General features: G+C 45.8%; 8 protein-coding genes. 6 read left to right on the forward strand and 2 right to left on the reverse strand.

What is annotated here, in order from left to right:
* Positions 1–18: 18 nt before the first annotated feature.
* Positions 19–936 carry a site-specific tyrosine recombinase XerD gene (xerD, locus tag AC1HDP_RS09220; protein WP_479638519.1) on the reverse strand — a complete coding sequence of 306 codons (918 nt, stop codon included), beginning with the start codon at positions 934–936 and terminating at the stop codon, positions 19–21.
* Positions 937–1,040: 104 nt separating this feature from the next.
* Entirely contained in the window at positions 1,041–2,363 is a 1,323-nt protein-coding gene (gene brnQ / locus AC1HDP_RS09225; protein ID WP_479638520.1) for a branched-chain amino acid transport system II carrier protein, read from the reverse strand.
* A 481-nt stretch (positions 2,364–2,844) separates the two neighbouring features.
* Between brnQ and AC1HDP_RS09230 the strand changes: the two genes are divergently transcribed.
* The 6 genes from AC1HDP_RS09230 (at position 2,845) to AC1HDP_RS09255 (ending at position 12,809) form a co-directional block, all read left to right on the forward strand.
* Entirely contained in the window at positions 2,845–3,570 is a 726-nt protein-coding gene (locus AC1HDP_RS09230) for a tRNA1(Val) (adenine(37)-N6)-methyltransferase (RefSeq protein WP_479638521.1), read from the forward strand.
* 129 nt (positions 3,571–3,699) lie between these two features.
* On the forward strand, positions 3,700–4,965 hold the full coding sequence (srmB, locus tag AC1HDP_RS09235; protein ID WP_479638522.1) for an ATP-dependent RNA helicase SrmB: 1,266 nt from the start codon (positions 3,700–3,702) through the stop codon (positions 4,963–4,965).
* A gap of 262 nt (positions 4,966–5,227) precedes the next feature.
* The gene (locus AC1HDP_RS09240; protein ID WP_479638523.1) at positions 5,228–6,517 is read left to right on the forward strand and encodes an efflux RND transporter periplasmic adaptor subunit; all 1,290 of its coding nucleotides are present in this window, start codon (positions 5,228–5,230) and stop codon (positions 6,515–6,517) included.
* 5 nt (positions 6,518–6,522) lie between these two features.
* A complete protein-coding gene (locus tag AC1HDP_RS09245; protein ID WP_479638524.1) occupies positions 6,523–9,768 on the forward strand; it encodes an efflux RND transporter permease subunit in 3,246 nt (1,081 codons plus the stop codon).
* A gap of 124 nt (positions 9,769–9,892) precedes the next feature.
* The gene (locus AC1HDP_RS09250; protein ID WP_479639867.1) at positions 9,893–10,501 is read left to right on the forward strand and encodes a TatD family nuclease-associated radical SAM protein; all 609 of its coding nucleotides are present in this window, start codon (positions 9,893–9,895) and stop codon (positions 10,499–10,501) included.
* Positions 10,502–10,565: 64 nt separating this feature from the next.
* Positions 10,566–12,809: a nucleotidyl cyclase domain-containing protein gene (locus AC1HDP_RS09255; protein WP_479638525.1), complete on the forward strand. Its 2,244-nt coding sequence runs from the start codon at positions 10,566–10,568 to the stop codon at positions 12,807–12,809.
* Positions 12,810–12,813: the final 4 nt, after the last annotated feature.

The raw sequence follows: 12,813 nt of genomic DNA on the forward strand, positions 1-12,813 counted from the left end.
AAGTCTGCAAGCAAACTCTCATCCGCGCGGGTGATGTTCACTGTGTATTTGCGCCAATCTTAATTGGGCAACATGGGTATAAATCTGAGTGGTAGATAATGATGAGTGCCCAAGCAGCAACTGCACAACCCGCAAATCCGCACCATGATTGAGCAAATGAGTCGCAAAGGCGTGGCGCAAGGTGTGCGGCGATAATTCAGTTTGAATGTCAGCCCGCAGCGCATACAGCTTAATGCGGTGCCAAAAGGTTTGGCGAGTCATCATTTGGGCGCGGCTTGATGGAAACAAGACATCACTGCTTTGCCCTTTCAGCAATTGGGCGCGGGCTTGCTTTAAATACAGCTCAATGGCGGTTTGCGCCATTTCCCCTAATGGCACTAGTCTATCTTTATTGCCCTTACCTGTCACTCGCACTAAGCCTTGCCTTAGGCTCAGCATATTCATGGTTAAACTCACAAGCTCAGTTACCCGCAGACCCGTGGCATACAGTAATTCCAACATGGCAGCGTCGCGGCACTCAATGGCATCCTCAGTATTGGGCTCATTAAGCAAGCGCTCCACTTGCTGCTCACTTAAGCTGACAGGTAAATGCTTACCTAGTTTGGGTGCATCCAATAAGGCACAGGGGTCTTCGCTGATGAGTTGATGATTGACTAGATAGCGATAATAGCGGCGCAGGCTAGATAACTGCCGAGCACTACTAGTCTTAGCCATGCCAAGCTCAGCGCGCATGGCAATAAAATCCAGTAAGGCGGCTTGTGTGGCGCTCGTTAAGCATAAATTCTGCGTAGCAAGGTAGCGCGCTAAGTGCATTAAATCGGTGCGATATGCGCTTAAGGTGTTATCACTTAAGCCTTTTAGCGCCCACATTTCTTCAATGAAGGCATCAATCGATGTTTGACTAAGTTGTAGCTGGGCAGAATTCAAATCCATCATTTACTCAAATAACTTAAGCGCTAGCAATTTCGCGAGTCTAACAAAAGGACGCAAATATCGCGCCCTTAATTTACTCCCCGAAAAGGTGATTACTCACTCGCGTATTAGTTGCTTGCTTTAGCCTTTGAGGTCAGTAAGCACAACACCACAGCCAAAATAGTAGGTAACAACCATGCCATGCTGACATCATACAAAGGTAAGAAGTTCACTGAGCTAGTATCCACGCCTGCCGCTTTAAAGCCGTCAATCAGGCCAAAAATTAAGGCTACTGACAGAACTAAACGATGAGCAAATTGTGGGCGGGCAAAACGTTCAGTCAAGAAGGTCACTAACACTAAGGCCATGGCCACAGGATAGATGCTCACTAATACTGGGATGCTGATGCTAATCAGCGCCGTCAGACCTACGTTAGCGACCAAGGCACAAATAATACTGAAAACCACCACTAATAAGCGATAAGACAGCTTAGGTAATAGCTCATTAAAGTATTCAGCACATGCGCTCACTAAGCCTACCGCGGTAGTTAAACAAGCCAGTGTTACAACTAAGGCTAATAACGCTACTCCAACGGTGCCAAAATGATGAGTGACATAAGCCGTTAAGATTTGACCGCCGTTAGCTGCACCTTGCGCTATATCACCAGCGCTGACGCCTAAGAAGAACAAGGCGACATAAACAAAGGCTAAACCTGCAGCAGCAATCAAAGCCGCGCGCACTAAGTACAAGGTCTGGCTAGCGGTATCGACAATGCCTTTTTTACGCAAGATATCAATAATCAGCATACCGAAAATCAGTGAGGCTAAGGCGTCCATAGTGTTATAGCCTTCTAATACCCCTTTGATTAATGGGTCAGAAGCATATTCACCTTGTGGAATACCAGGGGCCGCGCCCGCAACTAGCATCACAGAAATCGCTAAGCCCACCAGCAGCACTAATAATACCGGCGTTAAGATTTTGCCTACGTTATCAAGTAACTTACCTGGGAACATAGACAGCAGCATAGTCACTGCGAAAAAGCCTAAGGTGTAACACAGCTGCGCTTGATTTAAAGCGACACCCGCAATATTGATCATTACATCTGGGTCGCTAATAAATGGGCGCGCGCCGATTTCAAAAGCCACTAAGCCAGTACGCGGAATCGCAAATGCTGGGCCAATAATGATGTAAATGGCAACCGCTAAAGCGGTAGCGGCAAATACAGGTAACATGGCCATGATCTTACCATTGGCTCTAGCGACTGCTACCAACGCTATCAAAGGTAAGCCCACGGCTGTGATTAGAAAGCCCGCCATAGCAGAGAACATGTATTCTCCAGCCATTAAGCCTGCGAGCGGCGGAAAGATTAAGTTGCCAGCACCTAAAAAGAAGGCAAAGGTCATAAAGCCTAAACTTAAGGTGTCCATAAATGTCAGTTGTTGTTTCTGCACAGAATGCCTCGTCTTGTTGTTATATTATTTTTTAAAACCAATTGATTATCTAGTCTTGTACCCGTAGGGAGGCATCCCTAATTTGCACGTGTAAATCAAAGTTTACAGACATTAATCTAATTATTCATTGATTATCGTTCATTTTCCAACCAAAACGAGCAATTGCTACTATATATCTTGCTATTTTTAGCCATAAAACAACCAAAACAATGCTTGTTAACTAGGTAACAAGTTTAATCTTTACCAGACTAGTTTAATGAAAACAAGTTTTTTACCCCGTTTGAGCACGAAAAGTAGCTTAAGTCGTTTTAATTGTAAGTTAATCGTTAGTTACCCCCCTTAAAAAAGCATTAGCAACAACTAAAAAATAACATAGTGACCACAGCGCCACTATGTGGTCTGACCAATACAGAGACTCGAATTTCTGATACACTAGCGCCGCTTGTTGAACGTTAACCCAGCCGATAGAATCCAGCCGACCATGCCTTTTAGTTTTAAACAATTTCATATCGATGATAGCCAATGCGGCATGCCAGTGAGTACCGATGGCGTGATCTTAGGCGCTTGGGCAGAGTTATCCCAAGCCCGCCATATTATTGATATCGGCGCTGGCAGTGGCTTATTAAGCTTAATGGCGGCGCAGCGCAGCTTGGCTCGCATCACGGCCATTGAAATTGATGCTATGGCCGCAAACGCTTGCCGCCTTAATGCAGCCAACAGCCCATGGCTTGAGCGCATTGATGTGATTGAGCAGGATGTGTGTGAGTTAGCCGCATTAACTCAGTGGCAAGCTGCCGCGGATTTCATTATTTGTAATCCGCCCTACTTTGGCTCAGGGCCGCAATCGCAAAAACCTGGGCGTTCACAAGCGCGCCATACTGATAGCCTAAGCTTTACGCAGTTGCTTAACGCCATGACGGCCTTAATGCAACCTCAAGCACAAGCGGCATTGATATTACCCGAGGCAAGCCTGAGCGATTTTTTGGCGGCCTTAAACAATTCTGACTTACAAGTATTGCGCCATCAAACAGTGCAAACTGTGGCGCACAAGCCTGTGAGTCGCCATTTATTAGCCTTAGGCTTTGAGGCTAGTGCCAATACTGCTGCCAAAGCTAAGCCATTAGCCCCCTTGTTAATCCGCACCTCAAGCCATGACTATAGTGATGAGATGCGGGCATTAACGGCGGATTTTTACTTAAGCTTTTAATCTTTACCCTGTGATAAATAAGGCCGCACGAGTAACTAAATGGTACACTCTGCGACCAAGCTTAACCCGATAGCTTTATTTCTCGGCGCTAACTATAATGCGCCCCGTATATTTTTTGAGATGCTGCGCATGCAATTTGACAACTTTGATTTAGATACTGACCTGCTCGATTCCCTTAAGGCAATGGGCCATTTGACCCCAACCACTATCCAGCAGGAAGTGTTGCCTATGGCGCTGGAACAGCGCGATATTTTGGCCAAAGCGCCTACAGGTACAGGTAAAACGGCCAGTTTTCTGTTGCCAGCATTACAGCATCTCATCGACTTTCCGCGTCGCCGCCAAGGCCAAGCACGCGTATTGATTTTGACCCCAACCCGCGAGTTGGCCAGTCAAATTCATCGTTATGCTTGCCACTTAGCCACAGATTTAGGCCTAAATATCGGCATCATTACTGGCGGCCTGCCATATGGCCCGCAAGAAGAGTTGCTGGCTAATGACTTAGATATTCTGGTTGCAACCCCAGGTCGCTTACTTGAGTATTTAGATAAGCGCCGCTTTACCGCTGAAGACGTTGAAATCTTAGTTATCGATGAAGCTGACCGCATGCTCGACATGGGCTTTAGCACCACAGTGAAATCCATTGCAATGGAAGCGCAAGGTCGTAAGCAGACCATGCTGTTTTCAGCAACCTTGGAAGGCTTTGGTGTTAACTCGTTTGCCCGTGAACTGTTAAACGACCCAATTTCAATCACTACCATTCCGCCTCGCAGCGAAAAGGCCAAAATCCACCAGTGGATCCACTTAGCCGACAACAAGGAGCATAAGTTTGCTCTGTTATGTCATTTGCTGCGCCAAGAAGATGCCACTAGCATTATCGTGTTCTGTAAGACCCGTGACATAGTGCAATCTCTGGACGGTATGTTGGCGCACGAAGGCATTCCTTGTGCCTTTATGCGTGGTGATATGGAGCAGAAACGTCGCTTCCAAGCCTTAAGCCGCTTTACTAAAGGTGAGGTTAAAGTCTTGCTGGCTACCGATGTTGCAGCTCGCGGTATCGATATCGACAATGTTAGCCATGTGATTAACTTTGACATGCCACGCACTGCTGATGCCTATGTGCATCGTATTGGCCGTACTGGCCGCGCGGGTAACAAAGGCACTGCCATTTCATTAGTTGAAGCTCATGATATGCGCGTGTTATCTAAGATTGAGCGCTACATTGAGATGGGCCTGAAGCGCCGCTTTATTGAAGGCTTACGCCCTAACAATAAAGAAGCTAAGGTTCCGACCAAGAAGAAGCCAAAAGAAAAGGCAAAATTAGCCGCTAAAAAATCGCCAAAAGAAAAAGCGAAAATGGCCGCTAAGAAGAAGCTTAAAAAAGCGAAGAAAAGTTAAAAACAGCTGATTAATCTGAACTAATTCAGTATCAATCAGACTAAAGCGCAGTAACTAACCTTACTGTGACTCTAAAAAAGCCGCTATGCGGCTTTTTTTGTATCTCGCCATTGGCCTGCACTATTCAAGGGCGGCAATTAGCTACTTGCCATTTCCCCTCAACACAGTCATGTTTAGAAACATTTTGGTTACAAAAACAATTTCGCCGCCTTAAATGACTCTGTTAATTTAGGCATAACGCGATCGCATGGATAGAATTCACATGGCTACATTAACACTGATACTCAGACGCTTAAGTCCATTACTCATCATAGCGTTGGCCTTTATTGGCGCGGCGTTACTTATGAGTAGCAAGCAAGAGCCTGAGAAAAAAAGCACTGAAGCCAAACCGCCTGTCGTGACTGTTATGGCTGTTGAACCTCAAAGCTTTACCTTAGATCTCAACTCTTATGGAGTTGCCTCCCCGAAAAATAAGACCCAATTGGTGAGTGAAGTCCAAGGGCGAATTTTATCCATAGCCGATGAATTTGTAGCGGGCGGCGTCGTTAAACAAGGCCAAGCCTTAGCGGTAATTGAGCCATCGGATTATCAAGCAGACTTAATGCAAGCCCAAGCTGGATTAGCGCAGGCAGAAGCGGCGCTCAATGAAGAAATCGCCCGCGGCGCTGTCGCTAAAATAGAATTTAAAGATTACAACAATGGCTTGCCGCCAGAACTTGGCCTGCGTATTCCGCAGCTTAAAAAAGAGCAAGCTAACGTAAAATCGGCGCAAGCCGCCTTAAAGCGCGCCGAGCGTAATCTTGAACGTACCACGATTCGCGCGCCATTTGATGGCCTAGTGCGCAGCCGCCAAGTCGACTTAGGCCAATATGTCACTATGGGGAATCTTTTAGGTGAACTTTACGACACTTCAGTGGCCGAGATTCGACTGCCATTAGCTAACGAAGAATTAGCCTATTTAGAGTCCATCGATAACCCGAATAGCCAAGTTGCCCTTAAGGCTAATCTGGCCGGTAACACCGTGCATTGGACAGGAAAAATCGTACGCAGTGAAGGCGTTATCGATCCCAACAATCGCATGGTGTATTTAGTGGCCGAAGTCCCCGACCCTTATCAGCGTTTAAGGGACAATCAGCACGGCTTGCCGCTAAAATTTGGCACCTTTGTCAACGCTAGCATCACAGGGCGAGAAGTCAGCGGCATAGTAAAATTACCGCGCCACTTATTAAAAAATCAGACGATTGCCTTAGTCAGTAGTGATAACACCATAGAGATGCGCAGCGTCAACGTGGTGCGCCAAGATCTTGATAGCATTTATATTAAGGACAGTTTGCAGCTAGGCGATAGAGTGAGCTTAACCTTACTCAACGACATGAATACTGGCCTGTTAGTAACAGTCGCGACAGACAAGAAAGGCAAGAAAGATAAGCATCAAGCTGAGGTTAGCTCTGGATCAGAATCTGACACCAAAGCCAATGCGCCGGCAGAGGCTAAGTCAAAAGCCGAGTCAAACGCTGCCAATATTGCCGTCGCCGTTGATAACCAAGGATAATGTCCATGCAAACTGAACCATCACAGTCAGGAATTATTGCCTGGTTTGCCAATAACAGTGTCGCGGCTAATTTACTAATGTTGGTGCTGTTACTTGGTGGCCTCATAAGTGCTGCGCTGATTAATAAAGAGATTTTTCCAAGCTTTGATCTCAACTATTTACGGATTTCGGTGGCCTACCCAGGCGCGGCGCCGCAAGAGATTGAAGAAGGCATTACCATCAAGATTGAAGAAGCCATTGAAGATGTCTCCGGCATCAAAAAAGTGTCATCTGTGGCCAGTGATGGCGTTGGCTCAGTCACCATAGAGGTGGATGATGGCTATGAGACTCAAAATGTACTCGATGAAGTAAAATTACGCATAGATGCGATTTCAACCTTTCCCGTCAATATTGAAAAGCCAGATATTTTTCAGATAAAACCCGAAAGCAATGTCATTTGGGTGTCGGTCTATGGCGACATGACAGACAAAGAAATGAAGGAAATGGCTAAGGTGATGCGCGATGACATTATCGCCCTGCCAGCTGTGACTCGCGCCAGTGTTAGCGGGGTGCGCGACTATGAAATTGCCATTGAGTTATCTGAAAACAAACTGCGCGAATATGGCTTAACCTTTGCTCAAGTGGCGAGCGCAGTACAATCCTCATCTATCGACTTACCTGGCGGCAGCATACGCGCTGAAAATGGCGACATTTTATTACGCACTAAAGGCCAAGCTTATACGGGGGAGGATTTTGCCAATATAGTCGTCAGCACTCAGGCCGATGGTAGCCGCATTATGCTACCGCAAGTAGCGACTATTAAAGATGATTTTGAAGAGCGCCTCGACTACACCCGCTTTAATGGTAAGCCTGCTGCCATCATAGAAGTCAGCAGTATTGACGATCAAAACGCCATAGATATTGCCAATCAGGTTAAGCAATACGTTGCCGATAAGAGCAAGGTATTACCTGCGCACATTAAGCTTGATACTTGGGGTGACTTAACCCATTACCTTAAGGGTCGCCTTAACATGATGCTGTCTAACATGTTTTATGGCGCCCTTTTAGTATTCCTGATTTTAGCCCTATTTTTAGACCTGAAACTCGCATTTTGGGTGATCATGGGCATTCCAGTATGCTTCCTGGGCACCTTACTGATCATGCCGCTGGAACCTTTTTCGTTATCGATTAACCTGCTGACCCTCTTTGCTTTTATTCTGGTGCTCGGGATAGTCGTCGATGACGCCATAGTTATAGGTGAAAGCGCCTATACCGAGATAGAACAACACGGTCACAGCATCAATAACGTGATTGTGGGCGCCCAGAAAGTGGCCATGCCAGCCACCTTTGGAGTGCTGACCACAGTCGCCGCTTTTATGCCTATGCTGCTGGTTTCAGGCCCTATGGGGATTATTTGGAAATCCATCGGCATGGTGGTTATCTTATGTCTGCTGTTTTCATTAGTTGAGTCTAAGTTTATTTTGCCGGCACACTTAGCCCATATGAAAGTCAAACCTAAGCAAGCGCCTACCAATGCCATATCTCGCGCTAAGGTCAAGTTTAATGAGCAAGTGCAGCGCTTTATTCATGTCAGCTATCGCGGCTTTTTAGAGCGCTGTATTAAGCACAGATATAACGTGATTGCCGTGTTCATTGGGGTAGTCATTTTATCCATAGCATTAGTTGCCAGTGGCAAGGTGCGCTGGGTCTTCTTCCCTGATTTACCGTCAGACTTTATCCAAGTTAACTTACAAATGGATAATGGCAGTTCAGAGCAAAACACCTTAAACGTGGTGCAAGATATTGAAACGGCACTCTTTGCTATGAATGAAAAAATGGAGCAAGAGTACGGCTTCCCAGTGCTTAAGCACACCTTTATCAATATGAGCTCGCGCACTTCGGCAATGATTTTTGCCGAATTAACTAAGGCTGAAGATCGCGACATTGATGGCGTGGCCATTGCAGCCGCTTGGCGGGCGCAGTTACCCCAGTTACCTGCGGTGAAAAAACTCGATATCGCGGCCAGCACCAATGACAGCGGTGGCGCCATTGCCTTTCGTTTGCAATCCAATGATCTCGAGCAATTATCGCAAGCCGCCGCCGTGCTTAAAGCCAAATTAGCCCAGTATGAAGGCGTTTATGACATTGCTGATGATTTCTCATCGGGCAGCCAAGAAGTACGTTTAAGTATTTTGCCAGGCGCTGAGGCCTTAGGCTTAACCTTGGCAGATTTAGCTAAACAAGTGCGTTATGGCTTTTACGGCGTTGAGGCACAGCGGATTTTACGCAATAAAGAAGAAATCAAGGTGATGGTGCGCTACCCCAAAGAAGAGCGCAGCACCTTAGGTTACCTTGAAAACATGATGATACGCACGCCATCCGGCCTTGCTGTGCCCTTTTCCAGTGTCGCCAAAATTGAACTTGGGCAGTCGTATGCAGCCATTAACCGGGTTGATGGCCACCGCGCCATTACTGTGATTGCCAATGCCGACAAAAATAAAGTGGAACCCAACAAGGTAGTTAACGAAATTCAAGAAGACTATTTGTCTGAGTTACAACAGCAATTTCCAGCCATCACCACCAGTCTCGACGGTGAAAGCTTAGAAGAACAAAATGCCATGCTGAGCTTAATGCAAGGCTTCTTCTTTGCGCTGTTTACCATTTATGCCTTAATGGCCGTGCCGCTTAAGTCCTATAGTCAGCCGCTCATCATAATGTCCGTCATTCCTTTTGGGATCATAGGCGCGCTCTTTGGCCACTTTATCTTAGGTTTATCCATGAGCGTTTTGAGCCTATGCGGCATCATTGCCTTATCTGGGGTAGTGGTGAATGATTCCTTAATCTTGGTTGATTTTGTTAACCGTGCGCGCCTTGAAGGCCAAAGCTTAAAGGATTCAACGGTTAACGCTGGTTGCTACCGTTTTCGGGCCATCATACTCACCTCACTCACTACCTTTGTTGGTTTAGTGCCGATTATTTTGGAAAAGAGTTTACAGGCGCAAATCGTTATCCCAATGGCGACCTCCTTAGCCTTTGGTATCTTGTTCTCGACGTTTGTGACCTTGATTTTAGTGCCAGTGCTGTATGTAGTGATGGATGATGGCCGGCGTTTACTTGCTTGGTGGTGGCAGCCTAGCGCTTATCGCGCCGCCAAATCTGTGGCTTCTGTAGATAATTCATCGCTAGCCAATGTTCGGCTAGATAGTGCTCAGCTAGACAGTGTTAGGTTAGATAGCACTCAGTTAAATAAGTCGCCAGAAGATAGTAAATAACACTTAACCCTGCGATTAATTGTTAGTAATGGGTAGCAGCGCTGCCCATTTACTTGATCTAAGTCTCAACGCTGAGCTTAACCAATAACCACAATTGCGCTACAAATTGCCAACCAAATCGTTTATGCCTGCCATGTCAGCTACCTTAGTTTATGATATTCGCCATAGTCGCTATTTAAATATCACTGGCCGCTGCACATTGCGCTGTCAATTTTGCCCCAAACAACAAGGCAGTAAGCAAGTTCATCAATACCAATTGGCGCTGCAACACCAACCTAAGGCTGCAGATGTCATAGCGCTATTAGGTCAAGTTGATGATTTTGATGAGTATGTGTTTTGCGGTTATGGTGAACCCACTTTAAACCTCAATACCTTGATTGAGGTGGCTCGCACTATTAAAGAGCGCGGTGGCAAAGTGCGCCTCAATACCGACGGTTTAGCCAATCATTTTCATCGCCGTAATGTATTGCCAGAACTGGCCCCTTGGGTTGATAGCTTGTCAATTTCCCTTAATGCCCACAATGAAACCCTCTATCAACAGCACTGCCAACCTAAACTGGCGGGCAGTTGGCAGGCACTACTCACCTTTATTAAGTTAGCTCCGCATTATATAAGCAAGGTGCAAGTGTCGGCGATTAATGGCCTAGCTGGTGTTGATATTGAGGCATGTCGGCAAATTGTGGCCAACAGTGGTTGTGAATTTAAGCTCAGACAGCTCGATATTGTTGGCTAACTGATTACCGCAGATAGCTTTTTACATGTTAATATGACAGCAAATCTTTAGCCTAACGATAACAATGCCTAGTAAGCCTAACGCGCCCCGATTACCTAAAAAATTAATGCCAGAACAAGGCATTATTTGGTCACAACAACGCATTTTAGGCTTAGTGAGCCAAATTGCCGTGTTGTTATTTTGTATTGTGGTTCTCGCTAATGTCATTATTGAGTTAGGCCAACAAACTATCCTTAAGGAGCGGGCAAGCCAGCGCTACAGCGAATTGCAAAGTGTTGCCAATGATCTTACCGATCAAATTAATTTTCAGCATTTTCAAACCCGAAGCTTAGCCAAAAGCACCTTATTAAAGTCATTTTTGCAAAACCCGCAGCCAGAGTTCCACCAACAATTGCTATCGAGCTGGCAAGAATTACAAGCGAACTTAGATAGCTTACAAGGCATTGCTGTCTATGATGGCAAAGGCCAGCAATTGATCAATTTTAATGATGATCTCGGCGCGGCGACCTTATCAGACAAACTATTAACTAAAATCAGTGCATTAGAGCACGACCAAGTTTATCTATCGCCAATTACCTTTAGCTCTGGCAATGGCAAGATAAAACCTGTGGTTTATCAAGTTACTAAAATTAACTATCCCGAATTCAATAGCCCTATCTACCTCATTACCTTTCATGCCATGGACGTTAATCTCGCGCGCTTACAAAACAGCTTTGGCGATCCTAACGCATCACTGTTTTTATTTAATGTCGATGGCCAGCTGCATACCCTGTCATCCAATCAACAAACATCGAGTCGCATTCCAACAAAGCTTGGCACTAACTTAAATGATAGTTATCCCGCATTGTGGAAGAACATGGAGAAAGAGCATTACGGCCAATTTCAAGGTGAAAATGTCACCTTAGTGTTTTTAAAATTCCAATTACAAAATGGCCAGTTTAACGATTACTCTTACTTCTTATTGTCTTACATAGACAAGGCCTACCTTTATAACCAATTTGCTGTGTCACGTTACTTAGTGCTGATTTTATTGGTGTGTTTAGGTCTGTTAGCTATGGCTTTCATTGGGCTGAAACATAGCAGTCACTTACAAAAGCGCGCGGGGTTTTTCAGCATGCAGCTAGCCGAGCATCTGTTTGATGACGGCCAAGGGCGAATTATTAGTACAGATCAAGGACGCATAATCACAGTCAACGCCCAAGCGGCAACAACCTTGTTAATGTTGGAAGAAGATCTAAAAGACAGAAGCTTACAGCGCTGCTTACAGCTGCAAGATAAAGAGTTTAGCGCCATGCTGACGACACTCAATCAATACAATATCTGGAAGGGTGAGCTCGATTTGCGCCAGCAGCAAGGGGATTACTTAGCCATTACTATTCGCAAAGTCCCCTTTGGCCGTCACCGTGATTATTACTTGCTACTGACAATCACTCAACAGACTGACCTTTGCCTTAGTCGCGAGCAAGTCAGCCGTTTAACCATGTTTAGTGATGGCGCCATAGCTGGTGCCCTATTTGCACCCGATGGTCAGTTAATTGAAGTCAATCCCGCCTTTAGCCATCAACTCAAGCAAGAGATGGATGATATCAATCTAATAAGCTTAGTTAATCACGAGCAAGCAGGGCTATGGACTCGTGTGCAAGAGCAGTTAACTAGCTTAGATCATTGGCACGGCAATCTGGTCATTACTCTATTCAGCCAAAGCGCGCAGGAATGGCAACTTATGCTAACGAGTCACACAGATTCAGCAGGTGAAGTCTTAGCCATTACTAGTTATTGGTTACCAGCTTGCCCTAAGCATACCCTTGAAAACCCGCAGGATATCGCTAGCGCTAAACATAATGATGACTTCTTGGGTGATCAGCACGAGCTGCAACGCTGCTTTGAAAAACTAGATAAATCATCTAAGCATCCAGCCAGCTTGTTACTCATTGATATCAGTCCAGAGATAGCGCACCATCATATCAGCGCTTTAAATCAGCTGGATACGCATCAGCACAGTATTGAAATGCACTTGATTGAGTTCATTACTCCGAATTTTAAGCTGTGCCGCGGCCAAACTGGGCAATTGTTACTGTTAATGCCTGAGACCTTGCCGAATCAAGCGCATCTCTATGCCAGTGACCTAATGAACTATTTGATTAAATTCGACTTAGGCGATGGGCTTAACATAGGGATTGCGGCGGGAACCCAGCAAGATAACTTAGCCACCCTGATAAGCCACGCCGACATTGCCTTGCACCGTGCCAAGCAAACCGGCGAACAACAAATTTGTCAAGCCTATACGCGGCCATTAAGCGCTCTTTAGGCTT

This window comes from Shewanella sp. ISS20, from assembly GCF_056522965.1.

Excerpts from the sequence above, each read along its gene's own strand:
- AC1HDP_RS09230 (WP_479638521.1), top strand. The coding sequence starts at position 2,845 with ATGCCTTTTAGTTTTAAACAATTTCATATCGATGATAGCCAATGCGGC.
- AC1HDP_RS09250 (WP_479639867.1), top strand. The coding sequence starts at position 9,893 with ATGCCTGCCATGTCAGCTACCTTAGTTTATGATATTCGCCATAGTCGC.
- srmB (WP_479638522.1), top strand. The coding sequence starts at position 3,700 with ATGCAATTTGACAACTTTGATTTAGATACTGACCTGCTCGATTCCCTT.
- AC1HDP_RS09255 (WP_479638525.1), top strand. The coding sequence starts at position 10,566 with ATGCCTAGTAAGCCTAACGCGCCCCGATTACCTAAAAAATTAATGCCA.
- AC1HDP_RS09240 (WP_479638523.1), top strand. The coding sequence starts at position 5,228 with ATGGCTACATTAACACTGATACTCAGACGCTTAAGTCCATTACTCATC.
- AC1HDP_RS09245 (WP_479638524.1), top strand. The coding sequence starts at position 6,523 with ATGCAAACTGAACCATCACAGTCAGGAATTATTGCCTGGTTTGCCAAT.
- xerD (WP_479638519.1), bottom strand. The coding sequence starts at position 936 with ATGATGGATTTGAATTCTGCCCAGCTACAACTTAGTCAAACATCGATT.